Here is a 23612-nt window from a genome sequence, read left to right on the forward strand (position 1 = left end):
AGTAGGTGAACACAATAAAACCAATCTATGTAAAGAAAAGTAAAATCCCCCAAACCCTCTTCACTCTTGCCTTTTGCCTTTTGCCTTGCCATAACGACGATTTTCAATGCTAACCTACTTATTAATAAATGCCATGCAGCCAGTAAAAAGTCTACCAAATTTACCCAAATGGTTAAACATAGGATTAGCCTTTCCTGTGATTCTTTTAAATGGATGGTTATTAATTCAATTCATTAACTATTTTCAGCCTTTGGTTAGCGTTATTTCCGTTGCTATTCTTCTGGCTTTTGTACTAGATTACCCCATTCAACTTCTCCAAAAACGGGGAGTACCTCGAATTTTAGCAGTTGTAGTGGTATTGCTGTTATCTATTATTATTTTGGGTGCTGTAGGTGTAATTCTCCTACCACTTATTCTGGAACAATTGAATGAGTTAGCTAATCTTCTTCCCTATTGGATAGAATCGGCAACTCAACAAATAGAAGCTTTGCAAAATTGGGCAGCTACTCAGCAACTACCAGTAAATTTAAGTGGATTAGCAGGTGAAATTTTAGGAAAAATATCAAGTCAATTGCAATCTTTTACTGGGAAAATTTTAGGTTTTGCTTTCGATACTATTGGCAATTTATTGAATTTATTAATCACCATAGTTTTGACTATTTATTTAGTATTGAATGGGGAAAGTTTATGGAATGGCATTTATCTTTGGTTTCCCCCAGAAACAGCGAAAAAGGTGCGAGAATTACTGCGAGAAGATTTTAATAATTATTTCATTGGTCAAGCTACTTTAGGGGCTATTTTAGCCGTATCCATAACATTGGCTTTTGTCGTTTTACGAGTGCCTTTATCACTACTTTTTGGCATAGGAATTGGTTTGTTTTCCCTATTTCCTTTTGGTACTGGTATTGGTATTGGTATTGTTAGTTTATTAATAACTTTAAAAGACTTTGGTTTAGGGTTAGAGGTTGCGGCTATAGGTGTGGCTATTGATCAAATTAATTCTAATATTATTGCCCCACGTATTTTAGGAAATTTAACTGGTTTAAATCCTGTATGGGTGGTAATTTCTTTATTAATAGGCGCAAAGTTAGGCGGTGTATTGGGGTTATTGGTTGCTATTCCTCTTGCTAGTTTTATTAAAGATATCGCTGATACTTGGCGTAATGGTAAATTTAATAAAACTGCTGTTGATAGTGAGTAAATGACAACACCTTTATTTCCTGATTTTGTTTGTCTTGTTGGCAGTTTATTTGTTTAAATTGATAAAAATGTCTGGGACACAATTCCCCAACTTTTAATTAGATTGGGGGAAAATAGTATTCTGTAGGTACAGGCACAAAAATCAAGAAAGTGATTACAATACTCAAGGTGAAATCTAATTCTCTTGAGTGACTAAAGTTATGGAAAATTTTGTTTTTTACAACCCAGTTAAAATCCTGTTTGGTAGGGGTCAAATCGCTAATATTGGTTCAGAAATCCCGGCGAACGCGAAAATTCTGATTACTTACGGTGGTGGTAGTATTAAAGCTAATGGGGTTTATGATCAAGTAAAATCGGCATTGGCTGGTAGAAATGTATTTGAGTTCGGCGGTATTGAACCCAATCCTCATTTTGAAACTTTGATGCAGGCGGTTGAGTTAATCCGCAAAGAAGGTATTGATTTTCTGTTGGCTGTGGGTGGTGGTTCTGTTGCAGACGGGACTAAGTTTATAGCGGCTGCTGTTCCTTTTGTGGGCGACCCTTGGGATATTTTAGCTCATGGCGCACCGGTAACGACGGCTTTACCAATGGGGGTGGTTTTGACTTTACCTGCAACTGGTTCAGAAATGAATACAAATTCAGTTGTGACTAAGTGGGAAACTAAAGAAAAGTTATTTTTCGCTAGTCCCTTGGTGTTTCCGAAATTTTCCGTTCTTGACCCAGAAACAACTTTCTCCCTGCCTCCTCGGCAAATTAGCAATGGTATTGTTGATGCTTTTACTCATGTGATGGAGCAGTATTTGACCTATCCGGTGAATGCACCATTACAAGACCGCATGGCTGAATCAATTTTACAAACTTTGATTTCAGAAGGACCAAAAACTTTAGCTAATCCTACAGATTATGATGCGCGAGCAAATTTGGTTTGGTCGGCGACAATGGCATTAAATGGGTTAATTGCGGCTGGTGTGCCTCAAGATTGGACGACTCACATGATAGGCCATGAGTTGACAGCGTTGCATGGTATGGATCATGCTCAAACTTTGGCGGTTGTGTTACCTGGAACTTTGACGATTAGACGCGATCGCAAGTGGCAAAAACTTCTACAATATGCAGATAGAGTTTGGCAAGTTGTCGGTGGTTCGGAAGAAGAACGGGTAAATGCCGCAATTACTAAAACTCGTGATTTCTTTGAATCAGTTGGTGTTCGCACTCATTTATCTGATTATGGTGTGGGAGTAGAAACTATTCCCGCAGTTATCAAAAATTTAGAAAAACATGGGATGACCGCTTTGGGGGAAAATAAAGACGTTAACCCCCAAGTTGTGGAACAGATTTTAGCTCTTTGCGCTTAAAAGTTAAATCCGTAGGTCAAATGGTGTTAACTTAAGACCTGGCGAATGGAATTCGCTGCTACACAAACAAAGTCCGCCTGCGCGGACTAAGGAAAAATCAAGGATTTGAAACCCACGCAGGTGGGTTTTACCTGTGTAGACGCGGTTTCTAACCGCCCGTTTAACGTATTTCATTTGCATAAAATCTCTGAGTAATGAAATGATAGAGTTATAATTGAGTAGTAATACTGAATATAGTATTTACCTGTAATTTCAGAAAACTTAGAGAAGGGGAATCGGTGAATGTACAAGATTTATTTGGCTATGATTACAATCAAAAGCAACCCTGCAACAAGCAAGCTTGTTTAGAGCAAACTTGTTAAGAGACTTCCAAGAAATAAATTATCCTAAGAAACGAACCACAGAGGCACAGAGTACACAGAGAGAGAATTTCTGCATCAGTTTTGGGACATTTTTTTATTTGGAAGTCTCTAAAAGCAAATTTGTCAGGAGCTTTCCTGTTACAAGCAAACCTATCAGGAGCTAATCTGTCAGAAGCCAATTTGTCAGGTGCAGACCTTACCGCAGCAATGATGCCTGATGGCACAATTCATCCTTAAAGATAGAACCAAAATAAATAGTCAAATACGTGATCAAAATTCTGATTCTGACAACTGAAACATTCAAAAATCAAGCTACACCATAACCAGTATAAGGACGTTTGTAAGGTGGTTGTAAACCAAAAACTATATCTTCTTTTTGTATTCCCATATTTACAAGTTCTTGAGCTAAATCTGATTCTGTCATGTTTTGTTGAATCCAGATTTTGTTATCTTTAATATCGAAATGAATGACGCTATGATAAACTCTTCTTAAATCATCCCAACCAACACGCATAAGTTGATAATGATCATGAGTAGTATCAAAAATCAGTTCATTATCTATTTCGTCATATTTGGGCTTAAATTTACCATGTTCTTTGAGGATGGTTTGAATACACTGACGATAATGTTCTATGTTGGCCATTGTATTATTACCTCCTGATCTGGATTATATACTATGATTCTAACTTGATATTTTTTTACAGTAATTTTAGCAAATCGAGTTTGAAAAAAAGAAATATAAGCATCTTTGGGAACAGCTAAATATAATTCTCTTTCTGACTCAATTTCTTCTAACATAGTTTGATAATTAAGAAATTGTCCTAATGCTGTATGAAATTCACTTACTGCTGAGTTACTAGCAAAACTTTTGATTTCTACAGCAATTTTTTGTTCTCCTTTTTCTGCGGCTATTAATCTTTCTGCACCCAAATCAATTCTAAAGGTTATCTCCTCTAATTCTACCTCTAAGGGATCATCTGTAATTATCCATCCTTCTTTTTCTAATGCGGTTCTAACTGCTTGATGAAATAAATCTCTTGCTGACATAGATATTTTATTGTTTCAATTAAAAATAACACTATCACGGCTATCGTAGCAATTGTCGCTGCTGCTATCATTAACGAAAAACTATTAGCAAATGTCTCTTTTGGTCACGACAAAGCTAATTATAGAACGCTTATAATTACGATTAAGCTGTAAATAGAAAAAGCTTAAACAAATCATGTTACTCGTCAATCAAGATCAAGCTAAAGCTGAAGTGAAAATTGGAAAAGCTGTAAGAGACTTCCAAATAAAAAAATGTCCCAAAACTGATGCAGAAATTCTCTCTCTGTGTACTCTGTGCCTCTGTGGTTCGTTTCTTAGGATAATTTATTTCTTGGAAGTCTCTAAGTGCGATCGCTACTAAGGTAGAATATTCAAAGTCCAGTAAAAACTTCCCTACCACCCCCAGTGGTAATTGGCTAAAGTCCCATTATGCTGGGAAGTCTTTGTTGTTTGTGGTAGCTTCAAACCCAAAGGAAGTCAGGAAAACCACAATTAGCGGCAGCAAAACTCTAAATGTACCTGTTCCTACGGCTAACAGGTTCCAAAATTGGCATTTTTGAGATTCCAGTTTAGCTTGGACATTGGCTATGACTTCATACATTTGTTTTTCTGGTAGTACAATTATCAGTAAAAATTAATCTAATAACTATAGTTTCTTGTTAAGTTAAATTAAATCACAGTGATAATTACCCCAAATTTATCGGGTAAGTTGAGTTTTTGTATCAAATGAGCAGGGTTAACGGAGTAATACAGACAATGCAGCAACTTGTAGACCAAATTAAAACAATTGATTTTCAAAGTGAAATATATAAAGATGCTTATAGCCGCATCAATGCCATTGTAATTGAAGGGGAACAAGAAGCCCACGAAAATTACATTACATTAGCTCAACTACTGCCGGCACAGGAAAAGGAACTAATTGCCCTCTCGAAAATGGAAAGTCGCCACAAAAAAGGGTTTGAAGCCTGTGGACGGAACTTAAAAGTGACTCCAGATTTAGAATTTGCGAAAAAGTTTTTCTTGGGACTACATGAAAATTTCCAAACCGCAGCCAAAGAAGGTAAAGTCGTGACTTGTCTTTTGATTCAATCATTAATTATCGAATGTTTTGCGATCGCTGCCTACAATATCTATATTCCCGTGGCTGATGATTTTGCTCGTAAAATCACAGAAGGGGTAGTAAAAGAAGAATACAGCCATCTCAACTTTGGTGAAGTGTGGTTGCAAAAAAACTTTACAGAATCCAAAGCCGAATTAGAGCAAGCTAACCGCCAAAACCTGCCTCTAGTATGGAGAATGCTCAATCAAGTAGCAGATGATGCCAAAGTTTTAGCTATGGAAAAAGACGCTTTAGTAGAAGATTTTATGATTCAATATGGTGATGCCCTAAGTAACATTGGCTTCACTACCCGTGATATCATGCGTCTTTCTGCCTACGGACTTGTAGCCGCTTAAGAATGCCCTTGGGGTGACAACTATGTTACCCCAAGGGAAGTAGGGGAGGTAGGGGAAGTAGGGGAGGTAGGGGAAGTAGTCAACCGTCAACTGTGAACATTGACCCCTTATGTAGTATTTTTAATAGTTAGATACTATAGTTTGCGATTTCTCTCAAATTCAAGACTCAAATCCAAAGTTGGTATTGCTCACTAATTCCACAGTTTTGCACGACAGCACACGCCTAATATATCACTCCATGTTTGGTTTAATTGGACATCTGACTAGTTTAGAACACGCTCAATCAGTAGCTCAAGAATTGGGATATCCAGAATATGCCGATCAAGGGCTAGACTTTTGGTGTAGCGCCCCGCCGCAAATAGTTGATCATATCACTGTCACCAGTATCACCGGGCAGAAAATAGAAGGAAAGTATGTAGAATCATGCTTTTTACCGGAAATGCTGGCTAATCGCCGCATTAAAGCCGCAACACGCAAAATTCTTAATGCTATGGCTCATGCTCAAAAGCATGGCATTGATATTACAGCCTTGGGTGGATTTTCCTCAATTATTTTTGAGAACTTTAATTTAGAGCAGTTCAAACAAGTCCGCAATATTAACCTAGATTTTGAACGCTTCACCACAGGCAACACTCATACAGCTTACATTATTTGTCGGCAAGTAGAAGAAGCTTCCAAACAACTAGGGATTGAATTGTCCAAAGCAACTGTAGCTGTGTGCGGTGCAACGGGGGATATTGGCAGCGCAGTCACCCGCTGGCTAGATAAAAAAACAGATGTTCAAGAATTATTATTAATTGCGAGAAATCAAGAACGTCTCCAAGAACTGCAAGCAGAACTAGGACGGGGTAAAATTATGGGATTACAGGAAGCATTACCCCAAGCGGATATTGTCGTCTGGGTGGCGAGTATGCCCAAAGGCGTAGAAATTGACCCAACAACATTAAAACAACCCTGTCTATTGATTGATGGGGGCTATCCTAAAAACTTAGGCACAAAAGTTCAGCATCCGGGGGTATATGTATTAAATGGTGGCATTGTGGAGCATTCTCTAGATATTGACTGGAAAATCATGAAAATTGTCAATATGGATGTGCCAGGGCGGCAATTATTTGCTTGTTTTGCCGAATCAATGCTGCTGGAATTTGAGAAGTTATATACAAACTTTTCTTGGGGGCGTAATCAGATTACCGTAGACAAAATGGAGCAAATTGGTCGTGTGTCCATTAAACACGGTTTTAGACCATTACTAGTTTAGTCATTGGTCATTGGTCAGTGGTCAGTGGCAAAGAAAAGACAACTGACAACTGACAACTGACAACTAACAACTGACAACTGACAACTGACAACGAACATAATTATGGCAACCACTGAGCGCAAACCGCTACTGTTAGATTTTGAAAAGCCTTTAGCAGAACTGGCTACTCGGATTGACCAAATTCGCCAATTGGCTGAAGAAAATGGTGTTGATGTTTCTGGACAAATTCGCCAACTAGAAACGCGGGCGACGCAATTGCGGGAGGAGATTTTTAGCAGTCTGACACCATCTCAACGATTACAGGTAGCTCGTCATCCCCGCCGCCCTAGCACTTTAGATTATATCCAGTCTATCAGCGATGAATGGATGGAGTTACATGGCGATCGCTGTGGCGGCGATGATCCAGCTTTAGTTGGTGGCGTTGGTCGTATAGCTGGACAACCAGTGATGATGTTAGGACATCAAAAAGGTCGAGATACTAAAGACAACGTTGCCCGCAACTTTGGTATGGCTGCTCCTGGTGGCTACCGTAAGGCTCTGCGCCTCATGGAACACGCCAATAAATTTAGTATGCCAATTTTGACCTTTATTGATACTCCTGGGGCTTGGGCGGGCATCGAAGCCGAACATCAAGGACAAGGAGAGGCGATCGCCTATAACCTGCGAGAAATGTTCAGTTTTGACGTACCCATCATTTGTACAGTTATCGGTGAAGGTGGATCTGGTGGGGCTTTGGGTATTGGTGTAGGCGATCGTCTACTGATGTTTGAACACTCAGTTTACACCGTAGCTACCCCCGAAGCCTGTGCCGCAATTTTGTGGAAAGATGCCAGTAAATCTCACCTAGCGGCCGTAGCCCTGAAAATCATCTCCCACGACCTCAAAAACTTGGGTATTATTGACCAAATCCTCCCTGAACCCTTGGGTGGCGCACACTCAGACCCCTTAACAGCGGCTACCAACTTAAAACAAGCCTTAGTGGAAAACTTAGACGAACTCAACCGTCTCACCCCAGCCGAGCGCCGCCAACTCCGTTATGATAAATTCCGTAATATCGGCGTTTTCACAGAACTTGCCCACTAAAAATACTCAAGAAAATGGTATAGAATAATAGCAATGCTATAATTGCCTATGGCTGCTTAAAGATTTTTAACAATCTTCAAGAGCCATAGGCATTTGTATTTACTTGATTTTATGAATTCTGAGCAAAAAAGACGCGCCTTAATTACTGGTGCTAGTAGCGGAATTGGCAGAGCAACAGCTTTAGCATTTGCAAAGGCTGGAATAGATGTAGCATTAGTCAGCCGTTCTCAGGATAAACTAGAGTCTGTAGCTAGAGCCGCACAGGAGTTAGGAGTAGAAGCCCAAGCCTTTTGTCTAGACTTAGCTGAAGTTACCCAAGTTAAATCCAAAATTCAAGGAATAGCTGACAAATTTGGCAACATAAATATTCTCATTAATAACGCTGGAATTGGATATACAGGCAACCTGAGTGAAACACCCTTGGAAGACTGGCAACAAGTCATTGACTTGAACCTCACCAGTGTCTTTCAGTGCATGATGGGAATTTTGCCAGGAATGCGCCAACAAGGGCAAGGCACAATTATTAACATTGCTTCTATAGCAGCCAAACAAACCTTTCCAGGTTGGGGTGCTTACTGCGTCAGCAAAGCAGGACTTCTTTTCCTCTCCCAAACCCTCGCACAAGAAGAACGGGCTAATGGTATTCGCGTCATTGCCATTTGTCCTGGTTCTGTCAATACGGCAATTTGGGATACTCCAACCGTCCAGGCTAGCTTTGACCGTTCCCAAATGTTAACTCCAGAAATTGTGGCAACAACAATTTTACACACTGTCTTATTACCACAAGAAGCAGTAATTGAAGAATTGACGATTATGTCCAATGCTGGTGTTCTCTAATTGGTAATTTCCTCATTTATCTCTTTAAATGATTAATTACCACTGACGACTGACAACTGACAACTGAAAAATTACTAAAATTTAATCATGACTATCGCTGGTTCAAACGGTTCTAATACCTCGCAATCGCCTCTGATTCCTGATTTAGCAGAAGCTATCAATGTCCGACCAGACCGCAATACCCATAATGGCAAAGAACCAGAAATACATCCACCCTCGGAAGAAACAATGGATGAGATGATGCAAGCTGTGCGGACAATGTTAGTGGGATTAGGAGAAGACCCTGAACGGGAAGGGCTGCTAAAAACACCTAAGCGCGTAGCTAAGGCGATGAAATTTCTCACCAGCGGCTACAATCAATCTCTAGAAGACCTCATCAATGGTGCGATATTTGATGAAGGACATGATGAAATGGTTTTGGTAAGAGACATTAACTTCTTTAGCCTGTGTGAACATCATATGCTGCCATTCATGGGTAGAGCGCACGTTGCTTATATTCCCAATCAAAAAGTTGTAGGATTAAGCAAACTGGCAAGAATTGTGGAAATGTATTCTCGCCGATTGCAAGTTCAAGAAAGACTAACTCGACAAATTGCTGAGGCACTACAAGCAGTCCTCGAACCCAAAGGTGTGGCTGTAGTCATGGAAGCTACTCATATGTGTATGGTGATGCGGGGGGTTCAAAAACCTGGTTCTTGGACAGTTACCAGTTCGATGGTAGGTATTTTCCAAGAACAACACAAAACCCGTGAAGAATTTTTCAACTTGATTCGTCATCAAGCGTCATTGTTTTAATGCGGGGTAGGGGTAGGGGGTAGGGAGTAGGGGGAGTAGGGGGAGTAGGGGAGTAGGGGGAGTAGGGGGAGTAGGGGAGTAGGGGAGTAGGGGAGTAGGGGGAGTAGGGGGAGTAGGGGGAGTAGGGGGAGTAGGGGGCAGGGAGATTATTTATCTTTCTATTGCCTATTGCCTATTGCCTATTGCCTATTGCCTATTACCTATTACCTATTACCAATTACCTATTACCTATTGCCTATTGCCTATTGCCTATTGCCTATTGCCAATTACCAATTACCAATTACCAATTCTCTAACTTTTGAAACAATAGGGCTACTTTATCTAAATCTTTGTTACCTGGTGAGTGTTCGACACCACTAGATAGATCAATACCATTGGGTTTAATTTGACTTAAAGCAGTCAAAATATTATCTGGTGTGAGTCCTCCGGCTAAGAACCAAGGAAGACCAGGGCTAAATTGCTGATTTAGTTGATGCCAATCTAAGGTTTGTCCTGTTCCTCCTAGCTGTTGGGGATGGTAAGCATCAAGTAGTAGAGTATCTACATAATCGGTGTAATGTATGGTGGTTTGTAGATGCTCTAAACTGCGGACTCGCAAGGCTTTGATAATTTCCACTTGGGGTAGGGATTGACGTAATTGCTGGCAAAATTCTGGTGTTTCGTCTCCATGTAGCTGGACACCGGTTAAACCAGACTTTTTAACTATTTGACTAATTTCAGAAATAGTAGTGTTAGCAAAAACGCCGATTTTATCAATATTTTTGGAAATCGGGGCGTTGCCTTCAGCCAGTGCAGCTATGGCTGCCTGAATTTGGGCTATGGTAACGTAACGAGGAGAAGTGGGAACACAGATAAATCCTAGTGCTGTTGCACCCAAGGCAGCTATAGCTAGAGACTGCTCTGGTTGAGTAATACCGCAAATTTTAACCCGCATTTCTATCAGAAAAGTTACAAATAATCACAAAAGTATCTTAATTCAAGTTAAAAACTTTTGCTTTGTCCTGGGTAATTTTATAATTCTGTAGGACTATATTCATTTTTTCATTTAGGAGAAAACAATTTCATGTCATCAATTTTATTAGCCGCAGCATCCGTTCCTGTTACACCAGTGTGGAGTCCTACAGTCGGTATCATTATCAGTGCCAGCAGCGCAGTTGTATTATTATTTACTTTTGCACTGAAATCTGCTAAAGTTGGACCTGCGATGCCTGTATTGCCTGTAAGTGTACCAGGATTCATTGGAGCAATGGCTTTTGGTCATGTAATTGGTATTGGTATTGTGTTAGGACTGACTAATATTGGTCGTTTGTAAGTTGGATTAACAAATTCCAGATCCCCGACTTCTTGGAGAAGTCGGGGATCTATGCTATTTAAAATTGTCTATCCTAGAGTTATACATACATTTCTCTCTATAAAAGAATTTCTGGAAATATCTAATAATGCAAACAAATTGGCAAATAGGTTCTTTATTTGGCATTCCTTTATTTTTAGACCCCTTATGGTTTGTGATTTTGGGGCTAACAACTCTGAATTTTGGGTTAGCTTATCAGCAATGGGGGGCTATTGCGGGTTGGAGTGCTGGTTTGATGATGGCACTGCTGTTATTTGCTTCGGTGCTGCTACATGAGTTGGGACATAGCTTGGTGGCACAATCCCAAGGTATTAAGGTGAATTCAATTACTTTGTTTTTGTTTGGGGGGGTGGCGGCAATTGAGGAGGAGTCAAAAACTCCTGGTCAGGCTTTTCAGGTGGCGATCGCTGGTCCTGCGGTAAGTGTGATTCTATTTTTCTTACTGCGTCTAGGTTCAAGTTTGATTCCTGATAGTAACCCCTTAAATGAAATGACGGGAGATTTATCGAGGATTAACTTGGTGGTGGCTTTATTTAATTTAATTCCTGGTTTGCCTTTGGATGGGGGACAGGTATTAAAAGCGGCTTTGTGGAAAGTTACAGGCGATCGCTTTCAAGCGGTACACTGGGCAGCAAAAGCTGGACAAATTTTAGGTTATGGTGCGATCGCTTTGGGTTTTGCTATTGACTTCTTTACCAGAGAATTTATCACGGGTTTATGGATGGTTTTGATCGGCTGGTTTGCAGTGCGTAATGCTAACAGTTATGACCGTGTCACCACATTACAAGAAACCTTACTCAAGTTAGTAGCAGCCGATGGCATGACTCGTAATTTTCGGGTAGTTGATGCCAATCAAACATTGCGAGAATTTGCTGATTTATATCTTTTAGAAACTACTGCACCGCAAGTTTATTTTGCGGCTGATGATGGTCGTTATCGGGGTTTAGTTAATATTAATGATTTGCGGACAACGCAAAGAAGTGAATGGGAAACTCAAACTTTACAAACTATTGTTCATCCTTTGACGACAATTCCCACTGTGATTGAATCCACTTCTTTGGCTGAGGTAATTAGGAAATTAGAAACCGAACAACTATCTCAAATTACTGTTCTTTCTCCTGCGGATGCTGTTGCTGGTGTCATTGATAGAGGGGATATTGTCCAAGCATTAGCACAAAAGTTAAATTTGCCAATTACTGCTGCGGAAATTAAACGAATTAAGGAAGAAGGGAGCTTTCCCCCAGGTTTACAATTAGGGGTAATAGCAAAGTCTGTAGAACCATAAAAATGTCTGATACCGTAGCCATATCAGGATAATCAGGATTAAGGATGCTTGATGATTAATAAATCCTGTAAATCCTTAAATCCTGATTCTGACAATAAAATTTTTATTTAGGGACTTCCAAGAAATAAATTATCCTGATTAACGAACCACAGAGGCGCAGAGGACACAGAGGAATAAGGGTTTGAGAGATTTTTGCGTTAGGTGGTTGAGTATTTTTTTATTTGGAAGTCCCTTAGCAGACAGTTTCATCTGGTTGGATATTACCAAAAAGACGTTCACTCAACTTTGACAGGGTGAATTGATTCTTTTTTGTGAAAAAACATAATTTTAGCTCCTGCAAACTTTCACCTAAAAAAACAAAATTTATCATCCTAACTATTGTTAAGTAATGGGACAGAATTAATTACACAATTGATTTTTCTGTTCCCTGTTCCCTGTTCCCTCTCTCAACGAGTGAATTTAATTTTGTCCGACTACTTAAGTTATACTCTGCTGCTTCTTTGCCATAACCCCCATAAATAAATCGCAATAATTGCCCCTATAACTGCCACTACTACTCCAGGAATACTTAAAGATGCGGATGTAAGTTGTAAGGTCCCTGTACGAATGAGAGTAAATAAAGTTCCACCGATAAAAGCACCAACAATACCTAATATCATGGTGGATATCATCCCCCCACCTTGATAACCAGGATAGACTGATTTGGCAATTACACCAGCTAATAGTCCTAAAATTATCCAAGTAATAATATTCATGGATGTCCTCAAAAATTTGACTCAAGTTATGTCAAATTTATCAAGGCTTCATATTATTTATTTCTATCTAATGACATAAACTATATAAATCAAAAGGTATGTAGTTTTGTTCTCTTCATAAATTATCACTACATACCAATTCAATACTGCTCGGTTAATAAAATGTAGGTTGGTTTCAGCCACAGCAAGACCCAACAAAATCCTTAATAATGTTGAGTTTCTTTGCGTTAACCCAACCTACCATATAACGTTTTTTAGTCTTAACCGAGTAGTATTGCATAGCAATTCTAATTAAATAGAACGAGAGAATTTTGTCTCTCTAGTTCTTGTATGAGTATCGAAAACAACCGCAATATTTCTAACTAGCAATCTGCCAATATCAGTAATATGGATTTCATCAGCTAAGACATTTACTAATCCATCAGCTTGTAGAGGTGCTAATTCTTTGAGTTCATAGGAGAAATATCTATCAAAATTGATATGATACTTCTGTTCAATTTCTAACTTATTTAGTTGAAAGTGAGACATTATGGACATAATTACATCCCGTCTAATAATGTCATCTTGAGTGAGTTTAATACCTTTACTAGTAGGAATTACACCACTCGCAACTGCTTTGTAATAATCCTTTAATTCCTTGTGGTTTTGAGCATAGGCATCTTCTAACATACTAATAGATGTAGCCCCAAACCCAAATAATTCGGTTTCTGCATGGGTAGTATAACCTTGGAAATTACGTTTTAGTGTACCATGACGTTGAGCGATCGCTAATTCGTTATTATTTTTAGCAAAATGATCCATGCCAATAAACAGGTACTCGTTATTAGTTAATTCCTCAATTGTCATTTTGAGAATATCTAACTTTTCTTCTGCTCCCGGTAATGCGTCTTGAGGAATCATTTTTTGCACAGGTTTAATCCAAGGCACATAAGCAAAATTAAACACGACAATTCTATCAGCATCTAAATTCATTGTTTTGTGTAATGTTTCCCGAAAAGTATCAAGAGTTTGATAGGGTAAACCATAAATTAAGTCTACATTCACACTATCAAATTTAGCCTCCTTAATCCAACTCATTACATCAAACAGCAATGATTCTGGTTGAATGCGATTCACTGCTTTTTGTACTTCCGGGTTAAAATCTTGAATACCAAAACTAATGCGATTAAAGCCAATATCCCTCAGAAACAAGATGTAATCTCTAGTCACATAGCGGGGGTTAATTTCAATAGATACTTCTGCATCTGAAGCAATTTGAAAATTATGGGTAATACTTTTCCACAGGAATTCTACTTGATTAAGTTCTAAATAATTTGGTGTACCTCCACCCCAATGAATCTGAAGTACCTTTCTATCTTTATCAATTAAAGCTGAAGTATTTTTGATTTCCTGTTCCAAATGTTCTAGATATGGAATAGCCATATTCTTGTTATTGGTAATTACCGTATTGCAACCACAGAAATAGCAAGCACTTTGGCAAAAAGGAATATGGAAATACAAAGATAGGGGCGTTTTTCGTTGATTGGAAGCGGTAATTGCAGATTGAAACTCTCTTGCGGTGAAATTTTCACTTAATTCTGTTGCTGGGGGATAACTCGTGTATCTAGGAGCGCGAGTATCATACTTTTGAATTAGATCAAAATCAAACTTAACGCCAGGTAATAGAAAAACCATTACAGTCTCCAATAAATGTGAGTATATTTCTGTGTAGTTGGGAAGTAATCAATTTTCCCAATTTAATGTTGTAATTTAGGATTTAGCAAATAGAATATATTTATTCTATTTGTTTGTAGTTAGCATTATTTTTTGACGAACCACAGAGGCACAGAGAACACAGAGGAAGAGGATGGATTTTTATATAATTCATCGTTGCTAAAGTTAATTGGGTGATGAATTATATTTTTGTAAATTATGCAGGGACTTAAACTAAATCATTGTAAGTGGCTCTACCAAGAGCTTCGATTAAGATACTTTCCAATTCTTGAAGTATCTGCATATTTAACTTAAAAGCATGGTTAGCTTCTGCTACAATTTTGTCAGCGGTTGTATCATCAATATTAACTTTATCTAATGCTTGACGATACTTTCCTTTGAAAGTCTGCTTGTCTGGAATTTGCTGAAAATTGTAAAAGGAAGTTCCTTCATGTCCAGAAAGTTTTAAGGCTGACTGAGCAATTTTTTGGAGCATTTGCCCACCAGAAAGATCACCCAAATAACGAGTATAGGAATGAGCTAACAATAGTGCGGGTTCATGAGTGGAAATTTGTTGGATACGCGCAGTATAAGCTTGGGCGGCAGGTGAAGGGGTGATGCGTTTGTGCCATTGACTCCCATAATAAAATAACATATCTTGCTCTAGGCAAGATTGGCGATTTAGTTCGGGAAAATAAATCAAACTAATCACAGGATGCTGTTTATGTTTCTCAATTGCTGCTTCTAGTTCACTATAAACAAAATAGAAATTTCTCAACAATTGAATGAAACAATCTCTATCTACAACTCCTTGCACAAAACATTTCATGAAGCCGAGATTTTCTGAATCTGTATGCGCTTGTTGAGTTCCTATACGCAGTTTCATTGCCAAATCATTACTCATTCTTAGTTCCTTCTTGTTTACTTGTCAGGGTTTGCAAATTTCAACGACTTGTTTATCAGTTCACCGTCGTTATCATCACAGGAAAATTGCTATTCTGTGGGAATAGGGTTTTGAGAATAATTTCTCTAGCACAAATTACTACCGATGTGGATTTCGGCTATTTTTACTGCTCCTGAAATTATTTAACTATTATTCTTTGTATAACTATAAGAGTATTCATATTTATTTATGGTTTCATAAATACATTTGTCCCGTAAATAGGTATTTAAACTATACGAAAGTTAAGAATAATTCAGTATTTTTGTAAGAATTAGTTTCAATAGTTTAACTGATGACTAATAACAAATATTTATGCTTATATAATTTTAAGGCAGATAATGGTAAAGGGACTACTTATGGTTAAATCGTTGGATAAACCGCCACTTGATTTATCGAAATCGGGTGTAAAAACACCAGTTCAAGAAACATTATTAACACCCAGATTTTATACCACTGACTTTGATACAGTGGCAAAAATGGATATTTCTGGGTATGAAACAGAATTAAGGGCTGTAATTGACGAACTCAAGGCTGATTATAACCGTCATCACTTTGTGCGAGATGATGAATTTAAGCAAGGTTGGGATCACATTGTTGGTGAAAAACGACTTGCTTTTATTGACTTTTTAGAACGTTCTTGTACTTCGGAATTCTCTGGGTTTTTACTATTTAAAGAATTATCTCGTCGTCTCAAGGATAGTAACCCTTTACTATCAGAAGCATTTGCTTATTTAGCGCGAGATGAAGCCCGTCATGCTGGCTTTTTGAATAAGTCAATGGCAGATTTTAACCTTTCCCTTGACTTGAGTTATCTCACTAAAAATCGTACCTATACATTTTTCCCAATCGAGTGGGTTATTTACACAGTTTACCTATCGGAAAAAATCGGTTATTGGCGTTACATTTTAGTATTTCGCCATATGGAAAAAAATCCAGAGTACCAGTTTTATCCTCTATTTAGAAAGTTTGAAAGTTGGTGTCAAGATGAGAATAGACACGGTGATTTTTTCAAGGCTTTGTTACGTTCTCAACCCCAGTTATGGAATAATTGGAAATCTCGGCTATGGGTGCGATTCTTCCTATTAACTGTATTCGCTACCCACACCATGACAGTATTTGAAAGAGGGAATTTCTATGAAATCTTAGGTATGCACCCTCGTAAATATAATACTCAAGTAATTGAGGAAACCAACAAAACCGCAGCTAAGGCATTTCCAATTATTTTAAATACCAATCACCCATACTTTTTCTGGTATTTGGAACAATGTGCATTGTATAATCAGAAAATAATTGATCTCAATCAAATTAATGATTGGGGAATTGTGAAATTTATCCAAAAAATTCCCTTAACTTTAATGATTTTTTGGTATATGTTCAAGATTTTTCTGATTAAACCCATCAACACAGAAGCAACTCGTGAACAAGTTTGTTAATTAATCAATCAATCAGATCCCCGACTTCTTCGAGAAGTCGGGGATCTAATCCTTATTTTTCACTTTTTAATTGCAATGGCGTATATTTTCCCCCTAATGCTTCAACAATAGCGCGGGTATTTGCTGCCATCATCTTTATATAAGTATCGCCATTACTACCTTTTGCCCCAATAGAATCAGAATAAAGTGAAGTTGGTGCTAATTTTACTCCGGCTTCTTCGGCTACTGTTTTAATTAAAGCTGGATTAATTGTTGTTTCAGCAAATATGGCAGGAACACCGATTTTTTTAATTGACTCTACTAACTTTTTCACGGTTTGGGCGCTGGGTTGTTCTTCCGTACTAATGCCAATTAAAGTTCCAGCGATCGCTATTTTATAAGCACTTCCATAATATTGAAAAGCATCATGGGTAGTGATGAGTTTCCTTTTATCTGCGGGAATTGTTTGAATTTCTTGAAGAATCCAAATATGTAATTGCTGTAATTCATCAGTTAGCTTTTGGGCATTTTGAGTAAATTTTTCTTTGTCCTCCGGTGACAATTCAATTAAACTATCTCGAATGGCTTTCACCATAGATATAACATTTTCTGCACTGCCCCAAACGTGAGGATCTGGAACAATTTGTCCTTTACCTTTATCTAACTTTAAAGATATAACAACTTCCCCCACAGGGATTTTTTTTACTTTCCCTCCAGTTGCATTCATTAACTTAATCAGTCCCGGTTCTAAATTGTAACCGTTATACAAAATCAAGTTAGCTTTCTCCAAAACCCGACTATCTGCGGGTACAGGTTCGTAAACGTGAGGGTCTGCACCTGGTTTAAGAATACCCGTAATCTGTACTTCTTCTCCACCAATTTCTTCAGCCAAGTCAGCAATAATGGTACTTGTTGCTACAACCTGCGGCTTAGTATTTCCCTGGGGTTGGGAGTTGGGAGTACAACCCATTAAAGCCAAAGATAAGAACATTCCTAGCCAAAGGGGATTAAGTAAAGAGAACCTAACCCCCAACCCCTTCCCTAGCAGGGAAGGGGAGTAAGAATAAAAGCCTCTCTCCTCACAGGGTAGAGGTTTGGAGAGAGGTTTCAGTAATAAGTCATACATTGGATTAAGTATTAGTTTCATTTATCTCACTGATTACTTCTAGTTATAGATATTCTCATATTTCTCTCATTTTTATGGTAAGCTCAAAAAATAAGTATTTTAAATAGGGTTATGCAAAACTTCTCTTTTTACCAAAAATTTAGCCTATCTCCTGTAAATCAAGTAGATATACCTGCACAAATTATCAAATCTATTGACATGAATTCATCAACAGCAATTAACATCACTCATGTAGGTGTACATTACCGCGCACAAGAAGCACTTCGGGATGTTAACTGCATAATTAAACCAGGAAAGCTAACGGGAATTTTTGGACCCAATGGCGCGGGTAAAAGTACATTAATGAAAGCTATTTTGGGATTAGTTCCCATGAGTAGTGGTCAAGTTTTATATAAGAGCAAGCCTTTAATGCAGCAACTAGAAAAAGTTGCTTATGTACCACAACGTAGCCAAATTGACTGGAATTACCCCGCTACTGTGTGGGATGTAGTGATGATGGGGCGTGTCAAAAAAACAGGATGGTTACGGAGCTTCTCCACAGTTAGCCGTCAAATCGCTAAACAAGCATTAGAACGAGTGGGAATAGAAGAATTAAAAAATCGTCCCATTGGTGAACTTTCTGGAGGACAACAACAACGGGTATTTCTAGCCAGGGCGTTAACTCAAGAAGCGGAAATTTTCTGTTTTGATGAACCCTTTGTCGGGATAGATCAAAAAACCCAAGCTATCATTTTTGAAGTCTTTGAAGAATTAGCAAAAAACAATAAAATTGTCTTAGTAGTTAATCATGATTTAGGCGAATCAATCACCCATTTTGATGATTTAATCTTACTAAACTGCGAAGTAATTGCCACAGGTTCACGCCAACAAGTCTTGACAGAAGAAAACTTATATCGTGCTTATAGTGGTAAAGTTATGTACTTTGCGGCTTAATTTATTATGTGTTTGAATCAGCCAGAATCAGCCAGGGAATAAATTCCCTGTCTTATAGCTAAAGTCGGTTAAAACCGACTATTTTAGGATAATTAATTTGTTTCCCAATCAGCAATATGTTTCAAGCACTAATAGAACCGTTGCAATATGGCTTCATGCAGCGTTCCTTAATCATCGCCATATTAGTAGGCTTATTGTGTGCCATTGTTGGTAGTTATTTAATGGTACAACGCCTTGCATTGCTGGGTGATGCTATTAGTCATTCAGTATTACCAGGACTAGCGATCGCCTTCATGATTGGTGCTAATATCTTTGTCGGGGCGTTTATTGCCGGTGTTTTGAGTACAATGGCTATAGCCGTAATTAAAACCCGATCTCCCATTAAAGAAGATGCCGCTATGGGCATAGTTTTTTCTGCCTTTTTTGCCCTTGGAGTTACTTTAATTACAGTCATTCAAAAGGATAATAAAATTGATTTGAATCACTTTCTTTTTGGTAATATTTTGGGCGTAACTAGAGACGAAGTCCGAGACACTGCTATTATTGCAGCTATTGTTTTAATAGTAGTTTTCTTATTATACAAAGAACTGTTATTTTACACTTTTGATCCTTTAGGCGCACAAGCTGCGGGTTTACCAGTTAATCGCTTAAATTTTGGTTTAATGTTGTTAATTGCTTTAACAATTGTTGCCAGTATGAAAGCTGTGGGAGTAATTTTAGTATTATCACTTTTAATTACTCCAGGGGCAACTGCTTATTTATTGGTGAACCGTTTACATGAGGTAATGATTTTGGGGGCGGTAATTGGGGTAATTTCTAGTATTAGTGGAATGTATCTCAGCTACTTTTATAATTTACCCTCTGGTCCGGCGATTGTGTTAGTGGTTTCGGGTTTATTTACGTTGGCTTTGTTGTTTAGTCCTCGACATGGGATTTTGATTCCTATTAACAGTCTCCGGTCTAAAGACGCGGAGATTCTATAGAGAGTTTCAGTTTATATCCCTCAGTTATCCCAGTTTTAGGCATTGATGGAAAATTTACCCAGAAAAAAAAGCGGGCTAACCGCTTATTAGAAGGTTAACCCGTTTCACTTTGGGAACGCGCTACAGAAATTGTTACTGCAATACCAACTTAAACTGAGGAAATCGGCGACTATAGGGACTAGAACGCACGTCAGCTAAGGCTGTTACTTGATGTTGGTGTAACAGTTCGATAAATGTTTCAATTGTATGATTGGAATGACCAATAGTGAATGTTTTCATAATTTGTTATTATGGGGAATAACACTGAATTACAATTATTTACAGGCATTTTAACGGTTATAATGTCAAAATGCAAATATACTTTTTACACTGAACTAGGCAACTTGCAACGGTTTTGTAGGAAGCATTCGGGGTTCTGGTAATACTTGATTTTCTTGAGTAAGCATCTCAACAAAAGCCTCAATTACTTCCTGACCATTTCTAGCAGCTTCTTCGTAAGTTTTACCATGTGTATGAAACTGTTGCCAGGGAAATTCAGGTAAGTGAACTAAAAAAAGTTGATCCTCTTGAGACCATTGAATTACCATGCTGTAGTGATAAATCATTCTTCACCTTCCTTATTTTCTGGTTTTTCTAGTTCTTCAAGTTTTTTCAGCACCCGTTGAATGTTTTTGTCTAAATATAGCGGAGCATCATCTCCATCTTTTCCCGGTATGGTTAAGGGTTCTTCTGGTAATAAAGGATGTTTCCAATAAGTATGACTTCCTTTACCTCTACCTGCTTGAAGGAGATACCCAACTTTTGCTACTATTGCCTTCAGTTCTCTTATTTTCTTCGGCATTTCTCATTACCACACTCCCCGTTTATATTTTATGCTATTTCTGTACAACATAATCATTGTCTGAATCAGGATATCCAGGATTTAAGGATTTACAGGATGATGATAAGATTAATATGATAGATTATAATCCAAATCATTTTGTCCGATTATTCAACCAATAAACCCTCAAATTTACCTACCGTCTATCAGTCCTCACATTCTACCAAAATTATCAATGACTAAGATAAATCAAATCAAAAAATCCTGATATGGCTACGCCACGCTATCAGACAATCAATTATTGATTATCTCTCCAATTTTCTAAAGAAAAACCAATTACAGTTTGGATTCTGATAAAATCAGTATCAGCAGAAACTAATGTTAATTGATTACGAATTGCTATTGCTGCTATCCAAAGATCATTTTCATCAAAACCTAATTGAGTGATTTTAGTCGTTTGCCGTTTAGTTTTTTGCTTTGGTCCAAATTTGTTAATTAATCCTGCTTTTATTTGTCCATAAATTTTAGCAGTTACATCATCTACATAATAAACTCGAATATCTGCGAGAAATTTCTCAATACGAGTTAAATTTTCTTCCTTATAACTAGAATTTTCTGCCATATAAGTTAGCTCACCTACTGTAATAATAGTAGTAGCTATATTCGTTTCTCCAACTTCCTGTATATAATCCAGAACCGGCTGATTTTTCAGAAAAATTAAACTACAATGATTAGTGTCTAAAAGATACATCATTCAAAAGGATTAATACGATTATTAATTTTCACTTTACCTCTAGTTTCAGAGACTAACTTCAGACATTCTTCCAAGTCATCCCCTACCCATGTACCAGCATGACGTAAAATTGAACGTCCTGAAGCTGGCTTATAGTTAGTTTTTTCTGATAAACTTGTTTCTTGTTTATATTTAATAAATTCCACAAATTCATCAATAAATTTCAAATTTTCTGGTGAAATAGTTAATAGATTCTGTTCGATTTTTTGTCTTAATTCAAGAGAGTTCATAATTTTGACATCCTAATTGCAATTAATATTTTTTACTTTAATAATTTTTGATAATGATAGAATTATAGCATAAATTCGGGTTACTGAAAACTATATTCCAAAAAACAATTGTCTGAATCAGGATATCCAAGATTTAAGGATTTACAGGATGTTTAAAGATACCCAACTTCTTTGATTAATCCTATTATAGATGAATTATTTGAGAAGTCGGGGATATACTACTTGACTAATTGTTTAATCTCCTGCTTTATCCCCTGACGTTTATTTTCAATTTGAGTTAATATCTCCTGTTTAGACTCGTCAAAATTCCTCAATTCTTGCTGATTATTTTCAATATCATTTAATTCCTCATCATAGAAACTTATAGCTTCTTCAATGTTTAATTCATAGTCTTTTACCATTTCTTCGGCTAACTTTCTAAACTCTTCTCGCTTCTGGTTTCTAGCATTACGTAGGGTTTGCTGATTTTTTTCCTCATCTTTTTCTGCTTTAACTGTCATAGCTGCATCCAATACTACACCACCAATAGTAAAAATTGAACCCAAGTTACGGATAAATTTAGCTGCCTTTATAGCACCAAATGGTTTAAATTTAAACCCCAGAAATTTTCCTGTCTTATAAACTAATTTTCTGGATACTTTGGATGATAATTTTCCAAGTTCTTCCAGGATTTCACCACCTTTTTTTTCTAAGATTGATTGTCCAAATTCATCAGGAATATTAGGATCGTTAATCCTCTTACCATCTACTAAATCAATAACTATTTCCCTATCAATAGTTTTACCTAATTGAGAGTTTTGTAAGTCTTTTAATTTCTCTTCAAGAGTTTTTAATTCTTCTTCTAAAGCAGCTTGAATTTTTCCTATAATCTTCTCTGACAAAGTGGTAATTTCTTGTGTGACTTTTTCTATTTCTACTTCAATTTCTTCCTTCGTATGGTGTCCATCAATCATACTAGCTATTTTTTCACCTAGCATGATCACTTCATGTTTAAGTTTAGCTAATTCAGAACGATAAGCGTTTCTCGCTCTCGTTTGAGATGCTTGTATGATGATTTTTGCGCGTCGTAATATCTCTAATAAATTACGGGTTTTTTCATCATTTGTACTTAAACAATTTAGTGATTTCTCCAGAGTATCAACAGCACGATGCAAAGGAGTAACTAATTTAGCGGAAAGTTCATTTTTTTGAATTAGCTTTTGCAGAGAATCAAGAAAATCATTAAAATTAGATTTAGTTTGTAAAGATTGCTGATATTTTATATATTTAGGATCTTGAGATTTGAGGTAGGAATCAGCATCAATAAAACAGGTATAGAATTGTTGAGGATCAAAGGGTTCTATAACTTGTGTAATTGTTGATAATAAATCTTGGGGACTTCCTGATTCACGACTCATTTTATTAACTACTAGCACCATTTGGCCAACTCTTTGCATTTGGTTAGCTACTTTTTGGAAAAATTCTGCACCTTGGGGGTTAAATAGTTCATTGGGAACGACAAACACCAGTAAATCACATTTAGAAATTCTTTCTAAGGTAATACCATCATGTTGTTCATTACCTGCATAAATTCCCGGTGTATCTAATAGTAATACATCTTGCCAAGCATATTCTGTAACTTTATCAGTACATATTTCTGCACTAATTCTCACGCTTTCATCTCTAGTTAAGGCTTTAATTAAAGTAGATTTACCAGCGTTGTACTGTCCAATAAAAGCAATAGATAGTTTTTTCTGTTGTTGATATTCTTCCCAGAAGTCTTGAAAATCATCAACTAATTTTTTAATTTCTTCTTCTGTCCGATTTTCTAAAATATCTATTGTTTCTTGGCAAAGTTGGTTAACTTTCTGGGATTTAGCATTAAATTGAAAATTTGACATTGTTTTATTCTCCTGAT

Annotated in this window: 28 protein-coding genes; 14 read left to right on the forward strand and 14 right to left on the reverse strand. The window is 37.3% G+C overall.

Features of this window, described 5'->3' with window-relative positions:
* Positions 1-106: 106 nt before the first annotated feature.
* The 3 genes from AA650_RS00505 (at position 107) to AA650_RS28525 (ending at position 3154) form a co-directional block, all read left to right on the forward strand.
* On the forward strand, positions 107-1201 hold the full coding sequence (locus tag AA650_RS00505) for an AI-2E family transporter (RefSeq protein WP_233455388.1): 1095 nt from the start codon (positions 107-109) through the stop codon (positions 1199-1201).
* Between the two features lie 199 nt (positions 1202-1400).
* Positions 1401-2555 (forward strand): iron-containing alcohol dehydrogenase, encoded by a 1155-nt coding sequence (locus AA650_RS00510; protein ID WP_053537542.1) that lies wholly within the window; start codon positions 1401-1403, stop codon positions 2553-2555.
* 482 nt (positions 2556-3037) lie between these two features.
* Entirely contained in the window at positions 3038-3154 is a 117-nt protein-coding gene (locus AA650_RS28525) for a pentapeptide repeat-containing protein (protein ID WP_234413261.1), read from the forward strand.
* Between the two features lie 70 nt (positions 3155-3224).
* Here the strand turns inward: AA650_RS28525 and AA650_RS00515 are convergent, their stop codons facing one another.
* The gene (locus AA650_RS00515) at positions 3225-3560 is read right to left on the reverse strand and encodes a XisI protein (RefSeq protein WP_053537543.1); all 336 of its coding nucleotides are present in this window, start codon (positions 3558-3560) and stop codon (positions 3225-3227) included.
* Positions 3548-3964, reverse strand: coding sequence for a XisH family protein (locus tag AA650_RS00520; RefSeq protein ID WP_053537544.1), 417 nt, complete (start codon positions 3962-3964; stop codon positions 3548-3550). The genes AA650_RS00515 and AA650_RS00520 overlap by 13 nt, the downstream gene beginning before the upstream one ends.
* Positions 3965-4139: 175 nt before the next feature.
* Between AA650_RS00520 and AA650_RS27430 the strand changes: the two genes are divergently transcribed.
* The gene (locus tag AA650_RS27430; RefSeq protein WP_199924351.1) at positions 4140-4325 is read left to right on the forward strand and encodes a hypothetical protein; all 186 of its coding nucleotides are present in this window, start codon (positions 4140-4142) and stop codon (positions 4323-4325) included.
* 66 nt (positions 4326-4391) lie between these two features.
* On the opposite strand, the gene AA650_RS27435 is transcribed toward AA650_RS27430, so the two are convergent.
* Positions 4392-4565: a hypothetical protein gene (locus tag AA650_RS27435; protein WP_199924352.1), complete on the reverse strand. Its 174-nt coding sequence runs from the start codon at positions 4563-4565 to the stop codon at positions 4392-4394.
* Positions 4566-4720: 155 nt separating this feature from the next.
* Here AA650_RS27435 and AA650_RS00525 point away from each other — a divergent pair, with 155 nt between their 5' ends.
* From AA650_RS00525 to folE, 5 genes are all read left to right on the forward strand, one after another.
* Complete coding sequence (locus tag AA650_RS00525) at positions 4721-5419, forward strand: aldehyde oxygenase (deformylating) (RefSeq protein WP_053537545.1); 699 nt, start codon at positions 4721-4723, stop codon at positions 5417-5419.
* 238 nt (positions 5420-5657) lie between these two features.
* Complete coding sequence (locus AA650_RS00530; protein WP_039202860.1) at positions 5658-6677, forward strand: long-chain acyl-[acyl-carrier-protein] reductase; 1020 nt, start codon at positions 5658-5660, stop codon at positions 6675-6677.
* A 102-nt stretch (positions 6678-6779) separates the two neighbouring features.
* A complete protein-coding gene (locus AA650_RS00535) occupies positions 6780-7760 on the forward strand; it encodes an acetyl-CoA carboxylase carboxyltransferase subunit alpha (RefSeq protein WP_039202861.1) in 981 nt (326 codons plus the stop codon).
* Between the two features lie 111 nt (positions 7761-7871).
* A complete protein-coding gene (locus AA650_RS00540; RefSeq protein WP_053537546.1) occupies positions 7872-8597 on the forward strand; it encodes an SDR family oxidoreductase in 726 nt (241 codons plus the stop codon).
* Between the two features lie 87 nt (positions 8598-8684).
* Positions 8685-9392, forward strand: coding sequence for a GTP cyclohydrolase I FolE (gene folE, locus AA650_RS00545; protein ID WP_027403462.1), 708 nt, complete (start codon positions 8685-8687; stop codon positions 9390-9392).
* Positions 9393-9672: 280 nt separating this feature from the next.
* On the opposite strand, the gene AA650_RS00550 is transcribed toward folE, so the two are convergent.
* Positions 9673-10326, reverse strand: coding sequence for a phosphoribosylanthranilate isomerase (locus AA650_RS00550; protein ID WP_053537547.1), 654 nt, complete (start codon positions 10324-10326; stop codon positions 9673-9675).
* Positions 10327-10455: 129 nt separating this feature from the next.
* Between AA650_RS00550 and psaK the strand changes: the two genes are divergently transcribed.
* On the forward strand, positions 10456-10704 hold the full coding sequence (gene psaK, locus AA650_RS00555) for a photosystem I reaction center subunit PsaK (RefSeq protein ID WP_027403464.1): 249 nt from the start codon (positions 10456-10458) through the stop codon (positions 10702-10704).
* Positions 10705-10831: 127 nt separating this feature from the next.
* Positions 10832-12028: a site-2 protease family protein gene (locus AA650_RS00560; protein ID WP_053537548.1), complete on the forward strand. Its 1197-nt coding sequence runs from the start codon at positions 10832-10834 to the stop codon at positions 12026-12028.
* Positions 12029-12510: 482 nt separating this feature from the next.
* Here AA650_RS00560 and AA650_RS00565 read toward each other — a convergent pair whose 3' ends face one another.
* The 3 genes from AA650_RS00565 to AA650_RS00575 form a co-directional block, all read right to left on the reverse strand.
* Positions 12511-12783 (reverse strand): GlsB/YeaQ/YmgE family stress response membrane protein, encoded by a 273-nt coding sequence (locus tag AA650_RS00565; RefSeq protein ID WP_039202108.1) that lies wholly within the window; start codon positions 12781-12783, stop codon positions 12511-12513.
* 291 nt (positions 12784-13074) lie between these two features.
* Positions 13075-14457, reverse strand: coding sequence for an oxygen-independent coproporphyrinogen III oxidase (gene hemN / locus AA650_RS00570; protein ID WP_053537549.1), 1383 nt, complete (start codon positions 14455-14457; stop codon positions 13075-13077).
* A gap of 247 nt (positions 14458-14704) precedes the next feature.
* A complete protein-coding gene (locus AA650_RS00575; protein WP_053537550.1) occupies positions 14705-15379 on the reverse strand; it encodes a biliverdin-producing heme oxygenase in 675 nt (224 codons plus the stop codon).
* A gap of 395 nt (positions 15380-15774) precedes the next feature.
* Between AA650_RS00575 and acsF the strand changes: the two genes are divergently transcribed.
* Entirely contained in the window at positions 15775-16851 is a 1077-nt protein-coding gene (gene acsF / locus AA650_RS00580) for a magnesium-protoporphyrin IX monomethyl ester (oxidative) cyclase (RefSeq protein WP_027403469.1), read from the forward strand.
* Positions 16852-16903: 52 nt separating this feature from the next.
* Here the strand turns inward: acsF and AA650_RS00585 are convergent, their stop codons facing one another.
* Positions 16904-17821, reverse strand: coding sequence for a metal ABC transporter substrate-binding protein (locus AA650_RS00585; RefSeq protein ID WP_053537551.1), 918 nt, complete (start codon positions 17819-17821; stop codon positions 16904-16906).
* A gap of 246 nt (positions 17822-18067) precedes the next feature.
* Here AA650_RS00585 and AA650_RS00590 point away from each other — a divergent pair, with 246 nt between their 5' ends.
* Both AA650_RS00590 and AA650_RS00595 read left to right on the forward strand, forming a co-directional pair.
* Positions 18068-18889: a metal ABC transporter ATP-binding protein gene (locus AA650_RS00590; RefSeq protein WP_053537552.1), complete on the forward strand. Its 822-nt coding sequence runs from the start codon at positions 18068-18070 to the stop codon at positions 18887-18889.
* Positions 18890-19005: 116 nt separating this feature from the next.
* Positions 19006-19872: a metal ABC transporter permease gene (locus tag AA650_RS00595; RefSeq protein ID WP_027403472.1), complete on the forward strand. Its 867-nt coding sequence runs from the start codon at positions 19006-19008 to the stop codon at positions 19870-19872.
* A gap of 132 nt (positions 19873-20004) precedes the next feature.
* On the opposite strand, the gene AA650_RS27440 is transcribed toward AA650_RS00595, so the two are convergent.
* The 6 genes from AA650_RS27440 to AA650_RS00620 form a co-directional block, all read right to left on the reverse strand.
* On the reverse strand, positions 20005-20151 hold the full coding sequence (locus AA650_RS27440; protein ID WP_193964113.1) for a DUF488 family protein: 147 nt from the start codon (positions 20149-20151) through the stop codon (positions 20005-20007).
* A 95-nt stretch (positions 20152-20246) separates the two neighbouring features.
* Entirely contained in the window at positions 20247-20477 is a 231-nt protein-coding gene (locus AA650_RS00600; protein WP_015081367.1) for a type II toxin-antitoxin system HicB family antitoxin, read from the reverse strand.
* Positions 20474-20713, reverse strand: a complete 240-nt coding sequence (locus AA650_RS00605; RefSeq protein ID WP_053537553.1) for a type II toxin-antitoxin system HicA family toxin — start codon at positions 20711-20713, stop codon at positions 20474-20476. Before AA650_RS00605 ends, AA650_RS00600 begins: the two co-directional genes overlap by 4 nt.
* A gap of 277 nt (positions 20714-20990) precedes the next feature.
* The gene (locus AA650_RS00610) at positions 20991-21446 is read right to left on the reverse strand and encodes a type II toxin-antitoxin system VapC family toxin (protein ID WP_335337406.1); all 456 of its coding nucleotides are present in this window, start codon (positions 21444-21446) and stop codon (positions 20991-20993) included.
* Positions 21443-21715, reverse strand: coding sequence for a hypothetical protein (locus AA650_RS00615; protein ID WP_027403473.1), 273 nt, complete (start codon positions 21713-21715; stop codon positions 21443-21445). Before AA650_RS00615 ends, AA650_RS00610 begins: the two co-directional genes overlap by 4 nt.
* Positions 21716-21933: 218 nt before the next feature.
* Positions 21934-23595: a GTPase gene (locus AA650_RS00620; RefSeq protein ID WP_053537555.1), complete on the reverse strand. Its 1662-nt coding sequence runs from the start codon at positions 23593-23595 to the stop codon at positions 21934-21936.
* Positions 23596-23612 lie beyond the last annotated feature (17 nt).

The sequence above is a fragment of the Anabaena sp. WA102 genome, assembly GCF_001277295.1.
GTDB classification, from domain to species: domain Bacteria; phylum Cyanobacteriota; class Cyanobacteriia; order Cyanobacteriales; family Nostocaceae; genus Dolichospermum; species Dolichospermum heterosporum.

Bases quoted from the DNA above. Each gene is read 5' to 3' on its own strand.
- AA650_RS00610 (WP_335337406.1), bottom strand. From the start codon at position 21,446: ATGATGTATCTTTTAGACACTAATCATTGTAGTTTAATTTTTCTGAAA.
- AA650_RS00525 (WP_053537545.1), top strand. From the start codon at position 4,721: ATGCAGCAACTTGTAGACCAAATTAAAACAATTGATTTTCAAAGTGAA.
- AA650_RS00515 (WP_053537543.1), bottom strand. From the start codon at position 3,560: ATGGCCAACATAGAACATTATCGTCAGTGTATTCAAACCATCCTCAAA.
- AA650_RS00565 (WP_039202108.1), bottom strand. From the start codon at position 12,783: ATGAATATTATTACTTGGATAATTTTAGGACTATTAGCTGGTGTAATT.
- AA650_RS00575 (WP_053537550.1), bottom strand. From the start codon at position 15,379: ATGAGTAATGATTTGGCAATGAAACTGCGTATAGGAACTCAACAAGCG.
- AA650_RS00540 (WP_053537546.1), top strand. From the start codon at position 7,872: ATGAATTCTGAGCAAAAAAGACGCGCCTTAATTACTGGTGCTAGTAGC.
- AA650_RS00510 (WP_053537542.1), top strand. From the start codon at position 1,401: ATGGAAAATTTTGTTTTTTACAACCCAGTTAAAATCCTGTTTGGTAGG.
- acsF (WP_027403469.1), top strand. From the start codon at position 15,775: ATGGTTAAATCGTTGGATAAACCGCCACTTGATTTATCGAAATCGGGT.
- AA650_RS00560 (WP_053537548.1), top strand. From the start codon at position 10,832: ATGCAAACAAATTGGCAAATAGGTTCTTTATTTGGCATTCCTTTATTT.
- AA650_RS27430 (WP_199924351.1), top strand. From the start codon at position 4,140: ATGTTACTCGTCAATCAAGATCAAGCTAAAGCTGAAGTGAAAATTGGA.
- folE (WP_027403462.1), top strand. From the start codon at position 8,685: ATGACTATCGCTGGTTCAAACGGTTCTAATACCTCGCAATCGCCTCTG.
- psaK (WP_027403464.1), top strand. From the start codon at position 10,456: ATGTCATCAATTTTATTAGCCGCAGCATCCGTTCCTGTTACACCAGTG.
- hemN (WP_053537549.1), bottom strand. From the start codon at position 14,457: ATGGTTTTTCTATTACCTGGCGTTAAGTTTGATTTTGATCTAATTCAA.
- AA650_RS00505 (WP_233455388.1), top strand. From the start codon at position 107: ATGCTAACCTACTTATTAATAAATGCCATGCAGCCAGTAAAAAGTCTA.
- AA650_RS00550 (WP_053537547.1), bottom strand. From the start codon at position 10,326: ATGCGGGTTAAAATTTGCGGTATTACTCAACCAGAGCAGTCTCTAGCT.
- AA650_RS00590 (WP_053537552.1), top strand. From the start codon at position 18,068: ATGCAAAACTTCTCTTTTTACCAAAAATTTAGCCTATCTCCTGTAAAT.
- AA650_RS00585 (WP_053537551.1), bottom strand. From the start codon at position 17,821: ATGTTCTTATCTTTGGCTTTAATGGGTTGTACTCCCAACTCCCAACCC.
- AA650_RS27435 (WP_199924352.1), bottom strand. From the start codon at position 4,565: ATGTATGAAGTCATAGCCAATGTCCAAGCTAAACTGGAATCTCAAAAA.
- AA650_RS00530 (WP_039202860.1), top strand. From the start codon at position 5,658: ATGTTTGGTTTAATTGGACATCTGACTAGTTTAGAACACGCTCAATCA.
- AA650_RS00605 (WP_053537553.1), bottom strand. From the start codon at position 20,713: ATGCCGAAGAAAATAAGAGAACTGAAGGCAATAGTAGCAAAAGTTGGG.
- AA650_RS27440 (WP_193964113.1), bottom strand. From the start codon at position 20,151: ATGAAAACATTCACTATTGGTCATTCCAATCATACAATTGAAACATTT.
- AA650_RS00620 (WP_053537555.1), bottom strand. From the start codon at position 23,595: ATGTCAAATTTTCAATTTAATGCTAAATCCCAGAAAGTTAACCAACTT.
- AA650_RS00535 (WP_039202861.1), top strand. From the start codon at position 6,780: ATGGCAACCACTGAGCGCAAACCGCTACTGTTAGATTTTGAAAAGCCT.
- AA650_RS00520 (WP_053537544.1), bottom strand. From the start codon at position 3,964: ATGTCAGCAAGAGATTTATTTCATCAAGCAGTTAGAACCGCATTAGAA.
- AA650_RS00615 (WP_027403473.1), bottom strand. From the start codon at position 21,715: ATGAACTCTCTTGAATTAAGACAAAAAATCGAACAGAATCTATTAACT.
- AA650_RS00600 (WP_015081367.1), bottom strand. From the start codon at position 20,477: ATGATTTATCACTACAGCATGGTAATTCAATGGTCTCAAGAGGATCAA.
- AA650_RS00595 (WP_027403472.1), top strand. From the start codon at position 19,006: ATGTTTCAAGCACTAATAGAACCGTTGCAATATGGCTTCATGCAGCGT.